The organism is Leeia oryzae DSM 17879 (genome assembly GCF_000376945.1).
Taxonomy (GTDB): domain Bacteria; phylum Pseudomonadota; class Gammaproteobacteria; order Burkholderiales; family Leeiaceae; genus Leeia; species Leeia oryzae.
The window spans coordinates 831,217-849,485 of record NZ_AQXU01000025.1 but is presented as its reverse complement, the minus strand read 5'-3'; the positions used below and the strand labels follow the sequence as shown (position 1 = coordinate 849,485).

19 protein-coding genes are annotated in these 18,269 nt (G+C 61.8%); 12 read left to right on the top strand and 7 right to left on the bottom strand.

Annotation, left to right across the window (positions count from 1 at the left end):
• Nucleotides 1–143: 143 nt before the first annotated feature.
• From F552_RS0117490 to F552_RS0117470, 5 genes are all read left to right on the top strand, one after another.
• On the top strand, nucleotides 144–1,028 hold the full coding sequence (locus F552_RS0117490) for a glucosamine kinase nucleotide-binding domain-containing protein (protein ID WP_018153072.1): 885 nt from the start codon (nucleotides 144–146) through the stop codon (nucleotides 1,026–1,028).
• Nucleotides 1,021–1,752: a GntR family transcriptional regulator gene (locus tag F552_RS0117485; protein ID WP_018153071.1), complete on the top strand. Its 732-nt coding sequence runs from the start codon at nucleotides 1,021–1,023 to the stop codon at nucleotides 1,750–1,752. Before F552_RS0117490 ends, F552_RS0117485 begins: the two co-directional genes overlap by 8 nt.
• 12 nt (nucleotides 1,753–1,764) lie before the next feature.
• The gene (nagA, locus tag F552_RS0117480) at nucleotides 1,765–2,868 is read left to right on the top strand and encodes an N-acetylglucosamine-6-phosphate deacetylase (protein ID WP_018153070.1); all 1,104 of its coding nucleotides are present in this window, start codon (nucleotides 1,765–1,767) and stop codon (nucleotides 2,866–2,868) included.
• The gene (locus F552_RS0117475; RefSeq protein WP_026182858.1) at nucleotides 2,849–3,871 is read left to right on the top strand and encodes an SIS domain-containing protein; all 1,023 of its coding nucleotides are present in this window, start codon (nucleotides 2,849–2,851) and stop codon (nucleotides 3,869–3,871) included. Before nagA ends, F552_RS0117475 begins: the two co-directional genes overlap by 20 nt.
• 333 nt (nucleotides 3,872–4,204) lie before the next feature.
• Complete coding sequence (locus F552_RS0117470; RefSeq protein ID WP_033375701.1) at nucleotides 4,205–5,191, top strand: sensor domain-containing diguanylate cyclase; 987 nt, start codon at nucleotides 4,205–4,207, stop codon at nucleotides 5,189–5,191.
• Here F552_RS0117470 and F552_RS0117465 read toward each other — a convergent pair.
• A complete protein-coding gene (locus tag F552_RS0117465) occupies nucleotides 5,188–6,336 on the bottom strand; it encodes an ROK family transcriptional regulator (RefSeq protein ID WP_018153067.1) in 1,149 nt (382 codons plus the stop codon). The genes F552_RS0117470 and F552_RS0117465 overlap by 4 nt on opposite strands.
• A 335-nt stretch (nucleotides 6,337–6,671) precedes the next feature.
• Between F552_RS0117465 and F552_RS0117460 the strand changes: the two genes are divergently transcribed.
• Nucleotides 6,672–7,952: an SDR family oxidoreductase gene (locus F552_RS0117460; protein ID WP_018153066.1), complete on the top strand. Its 1,281-nt coding sequence runs from the start codon at nucleotides 6,672–6,674 to the stop codon at nucleotides 7,950–7,952.
• A gap of 10 nt (nucleotides 7,953–7,962) precedes the next feature.
• Here F552_RS0117460 and F552_RS0117455 read toward each other — a convergent pair whose 3' ends face one another.
• Nucleotides 7,963–8,874, bottom strand: coding sequence for a LysR family transcriptional regulator (locus tag F552_RS0117455; RefSeq protein ID WP_018153065.1), 912 nt, complete (start codon nucleotides 8,872–8,874; stop codon nucleotides 7,963–7,965).
• A gap of 136 nt (nucleotides 8,875–9,010) precedes the next feature.
• On the opposite strand from F552_RS0117455, the gene F552_RS0117450 reads away from it, so the two are divergent.
• Genes F552_RS0117450 through F552_RS19765 form a run of 3 tightly spaced genes read left to right on the top strand, consistent with a single transcriptional unit; the run spans nucleotide 9,011 to nucleotide 11,270 of the window.
• Nucleotides 9,011–9,559: a carboxymuconolactone decarboxylase family protein gene (locus tag F552_RS0117450; RefSeq protein WP_018153064.1), complete on the top strand. Its 549-nt coding sequence runs from the start codon at nucleotides 9,011–9,013 to the stop codon at nucleotides 9,557–9,559.
• Between the two features lie 35 nt (nucleotides 9,560–9,594).
• The gene (locus tag F552_RS21015) at nucleotides 9,595–10,677 is read left to right on the top strand and encodes a methyl-accepting chemotaxis protein (protein WP_018153063.1); all 1,083 of its coding nucleotides are present in this window, start codon (nucleotides 9,595–9,597) and stop codon (nucleotides 10,675–10,677) included.
• Between the two features lie 41 nt (nucleotides 10,678–10,718).
• Nucleotides 10,719–11,270, top strand: a complete 552-nt coding sequence (locus F552_RS19765) for a pyridoxamine 5'-phosphate oxidase family protein (RefSeq protein ID WP_018153062.1) — start codon at nucleotides 10,719–10,721, stop codon at nucleotides 11,268–11,270.
• A 70-nt stretch (nucleotides 11,271–11,340) separates the two neighbouring features.
• Here F552_RS19765 and F552_RS0117435 read toward each other — a convergent pair whose 3' ends face one another.
• From F552_RS0117435 to F552_RS20605, 3 genes are all read right to left on the bottom strand, one after another.
• Complete coding sequence (locus F552_RS0117435) at nucleotides 11,341–11,808, bottom strand: hypothetical protein (RefSeq protein ID WP_018153061.1); 468 nt, start codon at nucleotides 11,806–11,808, stop codon at nucleotides 11,341–11,343.
• A 124-nt stretch (nucleotides 11,809–11,932) separates the two neighbouring features.
• Entirely contained in the window at nucleotides 11,933–12,406 is a 474-nt protein-coding gene (locus tag F552_RS0117430) for a hypothetical protein (RefSeq protein WP_018153060.1), read from the bottom strand.
• Between the two features lie 111 nt (nucleotides 12,407–12,517).
• The gene (locus F552_RS20605; RefSeq protein WP_018153059.1) at nucleotides 12,518–12,685 is read right to left on the bottom strand and encodes a hypothetical protein; all 168 of its coding nucleotides are present in this window, start codon (nucleotides 12,683–12,685) and stop codon (nucleotides 12,518–12,520) included.
• 48 nt (nucleotides 12,686–12,733) lie between these two features.
• Between F552_RS20605 and F552_RS0117425 the strand changes: the two genes are divergently transcribed.
• From F552_RS0117425 to F552_RS0117415, 3 genes are read left to right on the top strand one after another with little or no spacing between them, the layout of a single operon-like run.
• Nucleotides 12,734–13,984 (top strand): efflux RND transporter periplasmic adaptor subunit, encoded by a 1,251-nt coding sequence (locus F552_RS0117425; RefSeq protein ID WP_018153058.1) that lies wholly within the window; start codon nucleotides 12,734–12,736, stop codon nucleotides 13,982–13,984.
• The gene (locus tag F552_RS0117420; protein ID WP_018153057.1) at nucleotides 13,981–15,231 is read left to right on the top strand and encodes an ABC transporter permease; all 1,251 of its coding nucleotides are present in this window, start codon (nucleotides 13,981–13,983) and stop codon (nucleotides 15,229–15,231) included. The genes F552_RS0117425 and F552_RS0117420 overlap by 4 nt, the downstream gene beginning before the upstream one ends.
• 4 nt (nucleotides 15,232–15,235) lie before the next feature.
• The gene (locus tag F552_RS0117415; protein WP_018153056.1) at nucleotides 15,236–15,946 is read left to right on the top strand and encodes an ABC transporter ATP-binding protein; all 711 of its coding nucleotides are present in this window, start codon (nucleotides 15,236–15,238) and stop codon (nucleotides 15,944–15,946) included.
• A gap of 16 nt (nucleotides 15,947–15,962) precedes the next feature.
• Here F552_RS0117415 and F552_RS0117410 read toward each other — a convergent pair whose 3' ends face one another.
• Together F552_RS0117410 and F552_RS0117405 are read right to left on the bottom strand one after the other, a co-directional pair.
• Nucleotides 15,963–17,087, bottom strand: a complete 1,125-nt coding sequence (locus tag F552_RS0117410; RefSeq protein WP_211208308.1) for an HD-GYP domain-containing protein — start codon at nucleotides 17,085–17,087, stop codon at nucleotides 15,963–15,965.
• Between the two features lie 164 nt (nucleotides 17,088–17,251).
• Entirely contained in the window at nucleotides 17,252–18,232 is a 981-nt protein-coding gene (locus tag F552_RS0117405) for a chorismate transformation FkbO/Hyg5 family protein (RefSeq protein ID WP_018153054.1), read from the bottom strand.
• Nucleotides 18,233–18,269 lie beyond the last annotated feature (37 nt).

The window sequence follows — 18,269 nt, the reverse complement described above, 5'->3', positions numbered from 1 at the left end:
CGATAAACACGCTTTTTTTGGCCGTTTTTCACCAGAAAAATCAGATTTTGATCTGATGGCCGGATTGCGGGTTTGCTGCACTTGTGTTTTAATAGGTATTAAATTGGTATTGTAAAAATGCCAATCACAGGCTGGAGTATGTCATGAATGGGTTCCCGAAATGTCTGATGGCCGTCGATGGCGGCGGCACAGGTACGCGTTTGCTGCTGGCAAACCCGGCCGGGGACGTTCTGGCGCGCGTGGAAGGCGGACCATCGGCGCTGGGGCAGGGTATCGACAACGCCTGGCAGACCATCCGCGGCCTGTGCGAACAAGCCTGCCAGCAGGTCGGCATGGATTTTGTGCCTGAACACTGCGCCATCGGGTTGGGGCTCTCCGGCGTGCACAACCCGGTGTGGGCTGCGGCCTTTCTGGCTGCGGCGCCCGCGTTCATGGCCATTGCGCTGGAAACCGATGCCTTTACCACTTTGCTGGGCGCCCACGCCGGCGCGCCGGGGGCGGTGGTGGCCATTGGCACCGGCAGCGTGGGTGAAGCTCTGTTTCCGGACGGTCGCCGGACCAGCGCCGGCGGCTGGGGCTGGATCAGCGGTGACGAAGCCAGCGGTGCCTGGCTCGGCAAACAGGCGGCCAACCTGGCCCAGCGCCAGCTGGACGGCCGGCTAAGCGGCAGTGTCCTGGCCGCAGAGGTGATCCGCGTGTGTGGCGGCAGCAAAACGGCGCTGCAGAACTGGCTGGGCGATGCCGACCAGCACGCCTATGCGCGGCTGGCCCCGCTGGTGGTGCAGTGTGCGGATACCGACCCGCTGGCCAGACGCTTGCTGGTGACCGCCGCACAAGACGCCATGTCGCTGGCCGATGCGCTGGACCCGGCGGGCCAGTTGCCGCTGGCCATGTGCGGAGGATTGGCACAGGTACTGATACACTATCTGCCTGAGCCCTGCGCCCGCCCCATTCTGCCGCCCAAAGGCCAGTCGGTGGACGGCGCGCTGACCCTGATCCGGACACGCATGGAAGACCGACATGGATAAACTGCTGGCCCTCAAACCAGACGAAGACAACTCGACCCCGCTGTACTTGCAGCTGAGCCAGAAACTGGCCACAGCCATTAACGCCGGGGTCTGGCATGCCAACGAGGCCCTGCCCTCGGAACGTGCCTTTTGCGATGCGCTCGGCGTATCCCGGGTGACCGCCCGCAAAGCGATGGACCTGCTGTTCGAGCAGGGGCTGATCATGCGCCGTCAGGGGTCCGGCACCTACATTACCCCCAAGCTGGAGCAACCGCTGTCACGGCTGTCCAGTTTTTCCGAAGAACTGTCGCTGCGCGGGTTTCACCCGTCCTCGCAATGGATTTCGCGCGACGTCGGCTTTGCCCGGCAGGAAGAAGTGCTGAAACTCGGGCTGTCGCCCAATACGCAGGTCGCCCGCTTGCAGCGCCTGAGGAAGGCCGACGGCGTGGTGATGGCCATCGAAACCACGACCTTGCCGGCCCGCTATCTGCCGCATCCGGAGCGGGTGGGCGATTCGCTGTACCAGTGGCTGGACAGCGCCGGCACCCCGATCGTGCGGGCCTTGCAGCACATCCGTGCCGTGAACGCCACCGAAGAGCAGGCCGCGCTGGCCGGCATCGCCCCCGGCACCGCCATGCTGCACATTACCCGCGTCGGCTATTTGCAGAACAACCTCGCCATCGAGCTGACTCATACCTACTGTCGTAACGATTATTACGACTTTGTCGCCGAACTGCGCAGGTAAGGAGGAAACAGCGTGCTCAAGGGAAACATACTGACACCGACCGGCTGGGTAAACGGCCAGCTGGCATTTGACGGGCGGATTACCGGCCTGACTGGGCAACCGGTGGCGCCAGAGGACAATGCCGACGGCTATATCCTGCCCGGGTTCATCGACCTGCACATCCACGGCGGCGGCGGTCGGGACATCATGGAAGCGAATGGTGCGGTGCATACCGTCAGCCGTCTGCACGCCCGCCACGGCACCACCTCGCTACTGGCCACCACCATGACCGCGCCGGTGGACGAGATCACCACCGCCCTGCAGGACGTGGCGTTGGCCATGACCGATCGGCCGGCCGGCTGCGCCCGGGTGCTCGGCGTGCATCTGGAAGGTCCGTACATTAACCCCGGCAAACTGGGGGCACAGCCCGATGTGGCGCGCCACGGCGTGCTGGCTGAAATTCTGGCGTTCCACGCCATCGCCCCGATCCGGGTACTGACGCTGGCACCGGAGCTGACCGGTCACATGGCGCTGATCCGGCCGCTGGTGGATGCCGGCATCCGGGTACAGATCGGCCATACGCTCGGCAGCTATGAAGAAGGGGTCACGGCGCTAGAAAGCGGCGCCAGCAGTTTTACCCACCTGTTCAATGCCATGACCGGTCTGCATCACCGCGAACCCGGCATGGTGGGCGCGGCGCTGGCCCATGGCCGGTTTGCCGAACTGATTCCGGACCTGCTACACGTGCACCCTGGCGCCATTCGCGTGGCGCGGCGTGCCATCCCCGGCCTGTATTGCGTCACCGATTCCACGGCCGCCGCCGGCATGCCGGACGGCAACTACAAGCTGGGCAGCCAGACCGTGTGCAAGTGCATGGGCGGTGTACGCCTGGCAGACGGCACACTGGCCGGCAGCACCCTGACCATGGACGTGGCCCTGCGCAATCTGGTCGACGTCGGCCTGTCGCTGGCTGAGGCCAGTGACTGCCTGTCCCGTTACCCTGCCGAGCTGCTGGACCTGCAAGACCGGGGACGGCTGGCGGTCGGCAACTGGGCAGATCTGGTGGTCTTTGACCGTAACCTGCGGCTGGTTGCCGTGTATATAGAAGGAGAATGCATTGAGCTCACTGATGCTTGAAGAGGCGTGTAGTGCCGCAGACGTGATTCGTCGGCAGTTGCAACAGGACCAGGCGCAATACGCCATGGTGGCTGAACGCCTGCGGCAGCACCCGCCCCGTAACGTGGTCACGGTGGCCCGTGGCAGTTCGGACCATGCGTCCGCCTACCTCGCTTACCTGATCATGTCTCGCATCGGTAAACTGGTGACCTCGTTGCCGATGTCGCTGGTGACGCTGGAAAAAGCGCCGCTGGACACCGGCGACTCGCTGGCGATTGCCATTTCCCAGTCCGGCCAGAGCCCGGACGTGATCGAACCGATCCGCTACTTCCGTGCGGGTGGTGCCCGTACCATCGCGCTGGTCAACGATACCTCGTCGCCACTGGCGCAATCGGCCGAATGGACGTTTGGCCTGCACGCCGGCGCAGAAAAGAGCGTGGCGGCGACCAAGAGCTTTATTGCCAGTCTGGTGGCTGGCGCGCGTCTGGTCGCCCACTGGCAGGACGATGCCGCGCTGCATGACGCCATTGCCGCGCTGCCGGACGGGTTGCAGCAGGCTACCCAGCTCGACTGGTCTGCCGCCATCGAGGCGCTAACCCCCGCCAGCCGCATCATGGTGGTTGGCCGCGGCACGGGTTTCCCGGTGGCGCTGGAAGCGGCGCTGAAATGCAAGGAAACCTCTGCCATCCAGGCCGAGGCGTTTTCCGGCGCCGAAATCAAGCACGGCCCGATGGCCCTGATCGACGAAGGCTACCCGCTGCTGATCTTTGCTACCCGTGGCCCGGCCATGGCCGGCTTGCTGCAACTGGCACGCGACATGCGCCAGCTGGGTGCGCGCGTGATTCTGGCGGCACCGCTGGATGTGGCCGACCGTGACCTGACCTTGCCCACGGCCGCCCTGCCGGAACTCGACCCGATCCTCGCGATTCAGGCGTTCTACGTGATGGCCGCCCGGCTGTCCGAAGCCAGGGGCAGCAACCCGGATACCCCAAGACACCTCAACAAGGTGACCAAAACCCAATAAGCGCGTCGCCACTGCATGCCATGTCATGCAGTGGCCGTGTCAGCATCAAAACCCTGCACAGACAAAACAACTTGGCGTAAAGTTACCTGTATAAGCTGTTGATCACGGAGATGCCAGCCGGTTGTTGCGAAAACGCCGGATGTCATCACGCGACACATCAGCGCGCTTGTCCTGACAGGTCGTTGGCCGGATACCTGCGTGCAACCGCCGGGCCATGTTCAGGCACCACAAGACAGGGTGGGCAGCGGGTTGAGTATTGTTTGCGATATGTCCATACTCGGGGCGTATCAAGCCGGACGAAAGACGGCGCGAACAATGGGGCGGGAGGCGGCAATGGCAACCAAAGCGCAACTGATGCAAGTGATCCAGGTCCAGTCCGAAATTGCCCGGCTGGGGTTAGACCTGAGCGAGGTCATGAACCTGGTGGTTGAACGGGTTCAGCCGCTGATGCAGGCAGATGGTGCCGTGATCGAGCTGGTCGAAAACGAGGACATGGTCTACGCCGCCACTTCCGGCATTGCCGAACCGTTTCTGGGCCTGCGCCTGAAACAGGGCGAAAGCCTCTCCGGCCTGTGCGTCCGGGCTGGCAAACTGCTCCGCTGTAACGATACCGAAACCGACGCACGGGTGGCCATTGATGCTTGCCGTCAGATCGGCTTGCGTTCCATGATGGTCATGCCGCTTGTGCATCAGGGGGAGGTTGTCGGGGTACTCAAAGCCATGTCATCGCAACCGGACCGCTTCGGCAAGAAGGACGAGCAGTTGCTGGGCCAGTTATCCGATGTCGTGAGTTCGGCCATGTATTTTGCCACCCGCTATGACCGGGACAGCCTCTTCTTCAAAGCCACCCACGACAGCATGACCGGCCTGGCCAACCGTTCTCTGTTCATGGACCGGCTGCGCAATGCCGTGGCCCGGCATGAGCGTGACCAGTCGTCTGTCGCCGTGCTGGCGCTGGACATGAACGACTTCAAAGCCATCAACGACACCCATGGCCACCGGGTGGGCGATGCCGTACTCAAGGAACTGGCTCGCCGGCTGGCGCTGGCCTCACGCCAGTCCGATACCATTGCCCGCTGGGGCGGGGACGAGTTTGTCATCATGCTGGCGCCGGTGGATGTCCCGGACGGTGTTGATGCGACGATAGAACGTTTGCAGGCCGATATTGGCCAGCCGTTCGAGTTCGAGGGGCACACGCTGCATCTGAATGTCAGCATGGGTGCCGCCAGTTTTCCGGACGACACCCATAACCTGGATTTACTGCTGGAACTGGCAGACCTGCGGATGTACGCCGTCAAAAAGGCCTATCACAGCGGTTAGCGGATGACGCCACCACGCTCATAAAACGCCTGGATTGCCAGACTGGCAGCGCCCAGCGCCCAGATGTCGGAGTCTTCTTCCTGGTACAGGATATCCATGCGGGTATCGGCAAACAGCACGCTGTTGTCGCGGTAACTGACTTCCAGTGCCTCTTTCAGGTACGGGTTCAGGTAGTCGGCCGGTGCGGTGATGATGATGGCCTGCAAATCCAGAATATGGTTCAGCGTGGACAACGCGTAACCAATATAGCGCCCGGCGGTTTCAAACACGGCTTGTGCTTTTGGGTCGCCAGAGACAGCGGCTGCGGTCAGCCCGGGCAGATCGGCAGGCAACCCGGCGGCCGCCGCCTGTTGCAACAGGGCCGGGATCGAGGCCAGCGCTTCCAGACAACCGCGTTTGCCACAGGTACAGGCAGGCCCATCAATGGCAATGTTGATGTGACCAAACTCGCCGGTCGCTCCGCGTGAACCCCGGTAAAGCTGGTTATAGGTATAAATCCCCGCGCCAATCCCGTCTACCAGGGTGACCACGGCGTAGTTTTCGTAGTGCTTGGCCAGGCCAAACCATTTTTCACCCACCGCCAGTGCGTTGGCATCGTTTTCGACAAACGCCGGGTAACCCAGCGCGTCTTCCAGCAGCGGGCGGAACTGCACCCCGTTCCAGCCGTGCACAGTAGACTTGAGACAGGTGCCGGTTTCGCTGTCGATCCAGCCCGGCAGGGCCAGCCCGACCCCGGCGATATCCTTGTTGCGCACCTTGTGCTGTTTACGCAGTTCGGCCATCTCCGCCACGCATTGCGCAATCACCTGATCCGGCGCATCGCTGACCAGTGGCACGGCATGACTGGCCAGAACGGTGCCTTCCAGATCCGTCATTACCGCGTGCAACCCGCTCCAGGTCAGCGCCATGCCAAAGGCAACGGCGTGTGAGGGGTTGATTTTCAGCAACACTTGCGGCCGGCCAAGGGTATCCTGATGAATGCCGTGTTCTTCCAGCAGCCCGCGTTCCAGCAACTGTTTGGTACTGGTCGAGACCACCGATGGCGACAAACCGGTCATGCGTGTCAGGCTGGCCCGGCTGACCGGGCTATGCTGGCGGATGGTTTGCAACACGGTCGTCAGCGCAGAGCGCGTCCCAGAAGACATATTTTATTCTCAGAACTAAATAATTTAGATTAGGATTTATCGGCGCACAAGTCAATACAAAACATCCGTATTTACAGGGTCTTAACCGGTTTTGTGCCAGACGGACCCTGCAGGCGGCATTTTACCTGACTTGGCCAGGCAAATTTGACGTAAACCAAATTTATTGACGGCATTTGACCGCTTTGCGGCAAGAAAGCCAGCCCCGGCTGGCCAGAATCTCTCCTTGGGAGGGGGAATCCCCGACAGTGCCGATTGCAGTCTCTCCTTGCGACAGGCATGATAAGCAGATATCACGGGATATCCGGCCCCCAGACGGGGCCAAAGAGAGGCAAGACATGAACGTACTGGTTTTAGGTGCATCCGGGCTGATTGGCAGCCATGTGACCACGGCATTACGCCTGGCCGGACATGAGGTCACGGGGGTGGGACGCCGGCAACCCGCCAGCACTGATGCCCATCACTGGCAGGTCATTGATTTCGACCGGATGACCACACCGGAGGCCTGGCTGCCGCTGCTCGACAGCATTGATGCCGTGGTGAACTGCGTCGGCATTATCCGCGAGCCACGGCCCGGCGACTTTGACCTGCTGCACCGGGCCGTCCCGGTGGCCCTGTTTGCTGCCTGCGAGCAGCGCAGCGTGCCCAGGGTGATTCAGGTGTCTGCACTGGGTAGTGCCGAAACGGCACCTACCCCGTACTGGCGCACCAAAGGGGCGGCAGAAACCGATTTGCTGCAGCGCCAGCTTAACGCCACCATTCTTCGCCCATCCATTGTGTACGGACCACAAGGCGCCAGCAGCAAGATGTTCCGCATGCTGGCCACCTTGCCGATGCTGGCCATGCCGTTTGCCCGTCGCGCACGGGTCCAGCCCATCCATGCGGCCGATCTGGCCGAGGTGGTGGTCAAACTGATCACCATGCAGGAGGGGGCTCCCAAGGTCCTGGCGACCGTCGGCCCGCGGGACATGACGATGGCCGAGTACCTGGAAGATTTGCGTAGCGGCATGCAGGCGGCACCTGGCATGGTGCTGGACCTGCCCGACGTGGTGTCGTCTGTCATGGGCCGCGTGGCCCAGCTGGACCCTGCCAGTGCCCTGACCCCGGATGCCCTGAAAATGCTGGAAGAAAGCCAGAGCGGCAGCAATACGGCAGATGCCAGCGACGTGACCACCGTACTGGGCCGGACGCCAAGAGACCCGGATACATTTGCCACCCCCGCAGACAAGGCCCCGTCCGTGCTGGCATGGGCGCTGCCGGCCTGCCGCTTTGCGGTGGCGCTGGTGTGGCTGTGGATGGCATGCGTGTGCTGGGTGGCGTGGTCCACTACCGGTAGCCGGACCTGGCTAGAATCCAGCCATGTGACCCGTTGGCCGCCCGATTTCCTGCTGGTGTCCAGCGCCCTTGCGGCCGTGATCGGACTGATGCTGGCATTTTATCCACGCCGTTGGCTCTGGCCGCTCCAGATCGTGCTGGTGCTGGCCTATACCTGGATCAGCAGCAGTTTTGTCCCCGGTTTGTGGCTGCTGCCGTTCGGATCGCTCAGTCTGGTGCTGCCACTGCTACTGATGCAGTTCGTGATGTGGCGGCTGACGGATAACCCCGCTCCAACACGATAGCCCTGACGCATCAGGGCTGTTCGGGGTTGAGATGCGGGTCGGCCCGCAAGCGGGCGACCATCCAGTCGATAAAGCTTCTGACCTTAACCGAGCCTTGTCGGGGCTCCCGATGCACGATATGAATCGGTAACGGCGCCCGTTCGTCCGCCGGCAGCAGCATCTGCAGCTGGCCGTTGGCGACTGCCGTGGCGACCTGATACGACATCAGGCGGCAGATGCCAAACCCCTGGCGTGCGGCTTCAATGGCCGCATCATTGCTGGTGACGGTCAGGCGCGGCTGCAGCTTGACGGCGACTGGGGCATCCTCGGGGCCAAAGCGCCATTCCACCCCCGGCGTCACGCCGCTGGCGGCAATGATGGTGTGCTCGCGCAAGTCTGCCGGTGTGGCGGGGGTACCATGTCTGGCCAGATAGTCCGGCGATGCGCACAGCACCCGCCGGACCTGACCGACCCGGATGGCCTTCATGCTGGAGTCCGGCAATGACCCGATCCGCACCGCGACATCCACGCCTTCTTCCAGCAGGTTGACGACCCGGTCCAGAAACAGGGCGGCAATATCCATCGCCGGGTAGTGCTGCAGGTAAGACACAATGCCCGGCATCACATACAGCTTGCCAAACAGCACGGGCGCGGTGACGGTCAGATGCCCGCGGGGAGCTGCATTCACGCCAGCTGCCGCTTCGTCGGCCTCGGTGACGGCCGCCAGAATCTGGCGCACATCTTCCAGATAACGCTGGCCGGCATCGGTAATGCGTACATGGCGGGTGGTTCGTTGCAGCAGTTTCACCCCGAGCTGTGTTTCCAGTGCGGTAATGGCCCGTGTCACGGCCGGCGGCGAGATGCCCAGGCGTCTGGCGGCCCCGGCAAAGCTCTCTTCCTCTGCCACCGCCACAAACACCGTCATCCAGTAAAACTTGTCCATTGATTATTCCTCTGAACGAAATAATTTCTTTCATTTTACAGATATTCTTCTTTCTGGTGGCGTTTGGCATAGTGACATCCATGGCGTTACACACCGTAAGCCAGTGATAACCAGATGCCACCCGAAAGGAAATACCATGAGCCGCATTCAGATTCCCGCCGTAGATCAAGCCCCGACCGCCAGCCAACCGCTGCTGGCCGCCGTCCAGCAGCAACTGGGCGTTACCCCCAACCTGATGAAGCTGGTCGCGCTAAGCCCTGCCGCGCTGGAAGGGTATCTGTCGCTGAACGGCGCGCTGGCCAAAAGCTCGCTGAGTGTGGCGCTGCGGGAGCGGATCGCCCTGGCGATCGCCGAGTTCAACCAGTGCGACTATTGCCTGTCTGCCCATAGCTATCTGGGTGAACATGTCGCCCGCATCCCAGCCGCAGAAATCACCGCGGCCCGCCAGCACGAAAGCAGCGATGCCAAACTGTCCGCCGCACTGCAGTTTGCCTACCGGGTGGCCGCAGACCATGGCCGCGTCAGCGATGCAGAACTGGCCGCTTTGCGTCAGGCCGGGTTTGATGACGCCAGCGTGATCGAGATCGTGGTGGTGGTCGCGCTCAATATCCTGACCAACTATGTGAACAACGTGGCCCGGACGACCATCGACTTCCCGCAGGTCAGGGCAGGCGTATTGGCCTAGGCCGATTGAGCACCGTCATCAAGGAGATAGCAGACATGTTTGTTCAGCGGAAACAGCTTCGCCAGATGGAGCAGCAGCTGGCAACCCTGCAAGTTCAGTTGGGGGCGCAACAGCAAGTGGCGGCTGCCGAGACGGCACGTGCGGACGCCCTGGCTGACCAGTTGCAACAGGCGGGGCAAGACCGCACGCAACTGATGGCCCTGGTCGGGCAGATGCAGCGCATGGCCGGGGCCATGACGGCGGCCCAGAGCAGCATGGGTACGCTGGCGACCGGCATGCGGGACGAGCGGGACCGCGCTGCGGACATGTCGGTCGTGGCAGATCAATGCGCAGCAGAAATCTCGCAGATCTCCAGCCAGCTCGCAATGCTGGCGAGCAATTCGTCGCAAGCCGCCAGTCAGGTCGCTGAACTGGACGTGCGCGCCCAGCAGATTGGCGGCATCGTGCAGCTGATCAAGGAGGTGGCTGACCAGACCAACCTGCTGGCACTCAATGCCGCCATTGAAGCGGCGCGTGCCGGCGAGGCCGGGCGCGGGTTTGCGGTGGTGGCAGACGAAGTGCGCAAGCTGGCAGAACGGACAACGCAGGCGACCGTGCAGATTGCCCGGCTGGTCACCGGCATCCGCGATGACAGCCGCGCCAGTCGCGAACACATGGAAACCCTGGCCGGTCAGGCCGTCGCCTTTAGCCAGAACGGCGCCCAGGCGGCACAGACCATGTCTGGCCTGTTGCAGCTGGCCAGCATGGCAGAGAAAGCCACGGCCCGGTCATCCTTGCGCGGCTTTTGCGAGGTTGCCAAGATCGACCACCTCCTGTTCAAGCTCCGGGTGTACCGGGTGCTGTTCGGCCTCAGTCAGGAAACCGAACAGGATTTTGTCGACCACACGCATTGCCGGCTGGGCAAATGGTACTACGAGGGCGAGGGCCTGCATCACGCGCACCAGCCCGCCTATCGGGCCATGAATGCCCCGCATTTGCAGTTGCACCAGCATGTCCAGTACGCCATCCGCAGTTTCCGGGCAGGCGACGCCGACGCCATGCTGGGTGCCGTACAACAGATGGAACAGGCGGGCGACCAGGTGCTGGCGGCGCTGGAACAGATGGCCAGCGCAGACTGACACGGGGTTCAACCCGGCCACTCACTTACGGGAGCAGGATCATGCATTCGCCTTTTGTTCAGTTACAGCAGACCAGTGACGAGACGCTTGTCCGGCAACTGGATGCCAATCCTCAGGCATTGCGGGAGACCGAAGTAGATTTCATCGCCGCCCGCGACTGCTTTTTTCAGGCTTCTGTGAATGAAGCCGGCTGGCCGTATGTCCAGCATCGCGGGGGGCCAGCCGGGTTTCTCAAGGTGCTGGATGCCCATACCCTGGCCTATGCCGACTTTAGCGGCAACCGCCAGTACCTGAGCCGCGACAACCTGCAGCACAACGACCGGATCTCGATGATCCTGATCGATTTCGCCCATCGTCGCCGGCTGAAGCTTATGGGCCATGCCACGCTCATCCAGGCAGAAGAAGCGCCCGGGCTGATGACGCAACTGGCGACACCCGGTTATCGGGCCCGCATCGAACGGGCGGTGGTGATCCGGGTGGTGGCGTGGGACTGGAACTGCCCGCAACATCTCACCCCCAGATTTACCGAGGCCGAGGTACTGTCCATGCTCGCTGCCCGTCCGCGGGCGGAACCGGCCGGCACCGCCGAATGAAAACGCCCGTCATGTTGCCATGACGGGCGTGCGGGTGCGTGATGTCAATGAGGCGGTCTGTTAACCGGTATTACTTTTTACCGCCACCGTTACCGCCATGGTCTCCGCTATGGCCGTTGCCGTGTGAAGAGTTACCGTCAGCATCATCGCCATCAATGTGTCTGGTTTTGCCTTTTGACGAATGTTTTTTATCTGTTGAGTGATGCTTTTTCGATGCCTGTGTGGTCGTCGGCGTATGTTTTTTGCTGGTGCTGACGACATCGCCTAGTCGTAAACCAAGGCTGTTGGCAATTTCACCCCAGCCCATGCCTTTGGCACGGTCTGCCTGGATGATGGCGAGCTGGTCTTCCTTGGTGCTGGTCGGGGTAGCACTGGCAGCTGCCAGCGCGTTGGCAATATCGGTCTGACCTTTGCTGGTCGTGGTCGTCGTCGTGCCGGTACTGGTTGTGGTTGAGGTGGTGGCTGCTTGCAGAGGGGCGGCCATGATCAAGGTCGCCAATGTCAGCCCGGACAGGGTAAGTGTGTTTTTCAAGTTCATTATTGTTCTCCTGATGCTTCGCATGTCTAGCCACAGGAAAAGGCAATCTGGTGATGCAAGCAGCACAGCATGCCGCGCTGCTTGCAAACGCCACCCGGATTGTCTGGGTGACTAGGCTACGACATTACTTCTTGTGACCGCCGCCATTACCACCGTGGTTACCACCACCGTGATTGCCAGAGTTGCCTTTGCCCGACTGGCCGGAACTGCTGCTGGTCGTGCTGTCATCGGTTGTGGTGTCGGTGGTCGTATCGTCAGCCGCATGCTTTTTGCTGGCACTGACGGCGGCACCCAGTTTCACGCCCAGGCTGTTGGCAATTTGACCCCAGCCCATGCCGCTGGCACGCAAACCCATGATGGTGGTCAGCTGGGCATCGGTTGCGGTGGTATCGGTACTGTCGGTCACGGTGGCCGCTGCCAGTGCCTTGGCGATATCGGTTTCCCCTTTACTCAGGGTAATCGGGGTAGCAGGGGGGGTAGTTGTGGTGGTATCTGTCGTCGTATCGGTCGTTGTGGTATCTGCTGACATGGCAGGTACTGCCGCGAGCAGGGCGGCGAAGGTCAGGCCAGCCAGGGTAAATGCAGTCGTTTTACGCATGAATTGTTCTCCTTGAATGAGACGATGTTTGGCACATGGATAAATCAATTGTTGGCTTAATATGCCCTACTCAGTATGGGAGAGGTTAGCTGAACAAAAGCTGAATGCAATCTACATCAAGACCATGTGTCTTCTGGCCTTACTATACGCCTGCATGTGCCGGCTGGTTAAGTCCGGGTGACCAAAGGCAGACAAGCGGATGGCCGGTAATCCAGAGAACGTTCCCTGACGGCCAAAGCCTTGCGCTTGCGCAAACAACGTATGGCCGATGGTCGACAAGCCATGGTCCAGAGACTACACTCGAATCCTGATGTCATCCAAGGATTGATGCCCGTGCAAGCCCTGAAATCCCTGTTGTCCGTGTTACGGCGCCATCTCGGCAAGGCCATTCTGGCACTGGTGGGCGTGGTGTTGCTGGCTGTGTTTGTACCCCGCTTGCTGAACGGTCCGGTCGTGCCGGTCGAGCAGGTGGTGCAACGGGATTTTGTGCAGACCGTGGTGGCCAGTGGCCGGGTAGAGACGCCGCATCGGGTCGCCGTCGGGGTGCAGATGACCGGCAAGGTGCGACAAGTCCTGGCCGAAGAAGGCCAGCAGGTGAAGGCCGGTGCTCCCCTGCTGGTGCTGGACCAGGACGAGCTGGCTGCAACCCTGCGCCAGAGCGAAGAAGCGGTGCGGCAGGCGGCGCTGCATGTGCGGCAAGTGCACGAGCTGCAGCGGCCGGTGGCCGAGCAGGCCTTGAAACAGGCAGAGGCCAACCGCGATGCTGCCCGGCAAAACCTTACCCGCCAGCGCGATTTGTTTGCCCGGCATTTTGTCAGTCAGGCCGCACTGGACGAAGCCCAGCGCGCTGCCGATGTTGCCGAGGCGCAGGTCAATACGGCCCGGCAACAACTGGGGGCCAGCAGTCCGACCGGCAGCGATACCGCACTGGCGGAAGCCGCACTGGCGCAGGCCAATGCCAATGCAGCCATTGCACGGGCCCGTCTTCAGTACGCCACGGTGCGGGCGCCGGTCGATGGCATGATCATTGCGCGGCAGGTCGAGCCGGGCGATACCGTGCAATCCGGCAAGGAGTTGCTGACGCTCTCCCCGACGGGAGAAACGCAGCTGGTGGTACAGATTGATGAAAAAAACCTGCAATTGCTGCATCAGGGTCAGTCGGCACTGGCCTCGGCCGATGCCTACGCCAGCCAGCAGTTTCCTGCCCGGCTGGTATTCATTAACCCGGCGGTGGATGCCCAGCGCGGGTCGGTGGAGATGAAGCTCGTGGTGCCCACCCCGCCCGCGTATCTGAAACAGGACATGACCGTGTCGGTCGATATCGAAGTCGCGCGCCGCTCACGGGCGGTGCTGGTGTCGGTGGATGCGATACATGATGCCGACTCTGCGGCCCCCTGGGTGCTGAAAGTCACCCATAACCGGGCTCACCGGCAGCCTGTCCGCCTTGGTCTGCGCAGCCATGGGTTTTGCGAAGTCCTGCAAGGCTTGCAGGCCGATGATCTGGTGGTGCCGCTCTCCGAAGCCATTGTCACTGACGGCATGCGTATCCGTCCGCAAGCAAGGCGAGCCGCTTCATGAGCCTGACCACGTCGCCCCAACTGTCGCGCTGGTTGCCGTTTGAATGGATTGTCGCGCTGCGGTTTCTGCGCGAAGGCCGCATGCAGACCGCGTTCATCATTGGCGGGGTGGCCATCGGGGTGGGGGTAATCGTGTTCATGTCGGCCTTGCTGAGCGGCTTGCAGGGTAACTTCGTCAAGCGGGTGTTGTCGGGACAGTCGCACATCCAGCTGTTGCCGCCCAAGGAGGTCGTGCGTCCCTTGCGCCAGAAAGGGACGGCTGTCGAAGGCGCCATCGTGCAGGCACCGCTGCAACGGGTGAAGAGCATCGACCAGTGGCAAAGCATTGCAGCGCAGATCCGCAGCATGCCGGATATCAAGGTGGTGTCGCCGGCGGTATCCGGTTCGGCCCTGGTGCTGCGCGGAGACGCCAGCCGTTCGATCTCGCTCAACGGGATCGAACCGGACCTGTATTACCGTATCGTGCCGATGGATGAAAAAATGGTGCGTGGCAGTGCGCGTCTGGCCAGTACCGACATGCTGATCGGCACCGAGCTGGCCAGTGACCTCGGCGTCGGTGTGGGTGACAAGCTGCGTATCACCGCCGCTAACGGCACCGACAACACGTTGACCATCCGCGGCGTTTTCGACCTGGGCAACAAAGGGGCCAATACCCGCACCACCTATGTGACATTGCGCACCGCCCAAAGCATGCTGGGGCTGGCGGGCGGTGTATCGGTGCTGGATGTGACCGTCAAGGATGTATACGCTGCCGAGCGCATCGCGCAGCGGATTACCCTACAAACCGGCGTGAAGGCCGATAGCTGGATCAAGACCAACGAGCAGTTTTTTACCGCAGTCAGCGCACAGACCACCGTCAACACCGCCATCCGCTTCTTTGTGGCGCTATCGGTGGCGTTTGGCATCGCCAGCGTGCTGGTCGTGTCAGTCGTGCAAAAATCGCGCGAGATCGGCATCTTGCGCGCCATGGGCATTTCCCGTGGCCAGATCTTGCGGGTGTTCCTGTTGCAAGGCGGCTTGCTGGGGCTGGGAGGCGCGGTAGCCGGCTCCATGCTGGGCGGTATTGCCCTGATCTTGTGGCAGACGCTGGCGACCAATGCCGACGGCACGCCCATGTTCCCGCTGACCTTTGACCCCTGGCTGTTCGTACTGGCGCTGGTGCTGGCCTCGGTGACCGGCCTGGTTGCCGCCTTTGCGCCGGCGTTGCGGGCGGCCAGACTAGACCCGGTGGTGGCTATCCGTGGCTGATCTCATGACGACCAATCCGCCGCCTGTCGTCCAGTTGCAGGGGGTCAGAAAATCCTTCAACGTTGGCCAGCCTAACGAAACCGAAGTGCTGCACGGCATTGACCTGACCTTGTTGCGGGGCGAGTTTTGCGCCGTCATGGGGCCTTCCGGTTCCGGCAAAAGTACCCTGCTGAACCTGATCGGTTTGCTGGACCGACCAACCGCCGGCGCCCTGTCGATTTGCGGCGAGGACACCACCACCTTTGATGACCGGGCGCTAACCCGCTTGCGGGGGCACAGCATCGGTTTCGTGTTCCAGTACCATCACCTGATCAGCGCGTTTACCGCGCTGGAAAACGTGATGATGCCGCTATTGGCCGATGCCGGGTTTCCAAACGCCACCATCACCGCTCGGGCCGCGGAACTGCTCGACAATGTTGGCCTGACGCCCTGGAAGGACCAGCCGGCTGCGCGCCTCTCTGGCGGACAGCAGCAGCGGGTGGCCGTGGCCCGGGCCCTGGCCATGAATCCGGTGTTATTGCTGGCAGACGAGCCGACCGGCAATCTGGATACCAAAAGTGCCGATGCCGTGTTTGACCTTCTGCGCCGGGTCAACCAGACCCAGGGCACCAGCGTGCTGTTTGTCACGCACAACCCGGCACTGGCGTCCCGCTGTGACAAAATCATTTCGGTGGTGGATGGCCAGGTGGTGGACGGGCATGCCGAACACCCCTGAGGGCTGAGCCCGACGATTAATCCGGGAAAGCATCCTTGATGCGCTGGATCTCCAGCGGTTTGGCCAGCAGGGCATCCACGCACGGGCCATCCAGATGCCCGATGGCGACCTGATCGTGCAACTCGCGGGCAATTTCCGCCTCGGTCCATGGGTGTTTGTACGGACGGCGGTGCGCCAATGCATCGTACACGTCGGCAACCGCCACAATCCGTGCTTCGATGGGAATGTCCTTGCCGGTCAGGCCGCGCGGGTAGCCGGAGCCGTCGCCGCGCTCGTGATGGTAGGCCACCACGTTGTACATGATGGCGGTAGCCAGACCTTCTTCCATGCCCAGATCTTCGATGATCTGCTTGATCAGGGTTTCGCCAATCTCGACATGCTGACGCATCACCACCCACTCGGCCTCGTCCAGATGGCCGGGCTTGAGCAGAATGTCATCCGGGATGCCGACCTTGCCGATATCGTGCAACGGCGCAAACAGGTGCAGGTATTCGATAAATTCGTCATCCAGCTGATAGGTCGCCATCACGCCGCGCGCAATCAGCCGCGAATAATTGGCAATGCGTTCCAGGTGGTTGCCGGTTTCCAGGTCCCGTATCCGGGCCAGACCGCTGGCCACCTGCACCGTACCGATCAAGCCCCTAACGGCGCGCAGTTCCAGCAGGTACAGCTGGGCGGTCAGGTCGGCAAACACATCCAGAAATTCGGTGACTTCCGGCAGGAAAACATACGATTCTTTCGAATCGAAAAACATGAACCCGGCCAGATGGTTGCCCTGAAACACCGGCAGGGTGTAACTGCTCTGGTAATTGTTTTCTTTCAGCCAGGAGGTATGGCCGGTGGGGCGGTTGAATACCTCGTCAATCTCGTTGACCACCCGGCTGCTATGCCCGTCGGCCAGTTTCTTGAGCGACGGTACATCCTGCAGGCGCGCCTCATAGCCTACCAGCCGCTGACCATCGGTATTGCTGCTGATGAAGGTTTTCAGCATGTCGGTGCGCGGGTCGTACAAGGCCATGGCCAAGCGATGGACAAAAGGATAGCGCGAGGCAATGATCTGGTGCAGGTGCTGCAGCCGATCGGTCAGGTTGGTGCGCGGCAGGCTCAGGTTGCTGACCAGCTGCAAGGGAAGGGAGTTCACTACGTCGACCTCAAGAAAAAGCGATGGTGCCCGCCGCCAGGCAGCGATGCGTCTGGTGGCAGGCTGATGCTACTGAAGTCTAGCACAGGCAGTTTGAAATGCTACCGGGATATGGGCTGCTGCGGGTTGTACGCAGGCCGGACCTTTGGCGAGCCGGCTCAGGGTCAGGTGATGGCGTGTGCTTCGATCTCGACCAGCAGGTCCTGCCGGCAGACATCGGCCTGCACATACAGCGCGGGTGCCTTGCCGGTGATGGTGTCCACGATGTCGCGCACGGTATCGTAATCCTGACGGTGCCGGACATACACCCGGTACTGTAAACCGGGTAGCGCAAACAGCGCTTGTCCTGTCTGCCGGTTGGCTTCTGCCAGCAAGGTCTGGATATTGGTCAGTGTTTCCCGGGTCTGGGCGGCCACATCGCCTGCGTGTACGGTCTGGTGCTGCACGATGCTGGCGGTACCGGATACAAACAGGATGTGCTGCCCGGGCAATGTGGCCAGGGCGGCACGGGTAAAGGTCGGGCTGCGCGGGCCGTACTCGGGCGGATAGGCAAAGGCGCTGACCTGACGCGGGTTCTCGATGCACAGGGCCGGCTGTCTGGCGGCGATAAAGGCAATCGACAGCTCGCCTGCCGGTGTGCCCAGCGCGCAGGCCGCCGGGCTGGCATCCACCGGCCGCGCGCAGGCTGCAAATGCATCATGGCGACCGATATTGAACTGCCGGTAACGCTCCATGCCGGCCTCTTCGGCATTGATGTGCGGTACGTAATTCCATACCCGCCACAGATAACGGTGACCGGTCTCTTCCAGCAGGGCAAATATTTGCCGGTAAGCCGACTCGGCTGCGGCCTGCAAGGGGGGAACGGCTTGCCGGCTGAAATCGGCCTCTGCCAGCGACAGCGAGCCAAATAGCAGGTCATCTTGCTGGCGATACTGAATCGAACCTGACTGGCCTGACTGGCAACAGGCACGGGTCAGCCAGCGTTCTTCGGGCTGGGTGGCGGTTTGCCCCAATACCGGTGCACAAACGTGCTGGACAGGCCAGGTTCTGGCCGGGGCTTTGCCGGTGCCAATGAAACAGCCGCCCAGCACCGTGCCGGACTCGGCATCGTGACCGTCTGGATTTGCCTCGTACTGCAACTGCATGCATCCCGCCTTATTCATCGATTGCTTGTATTCTTGA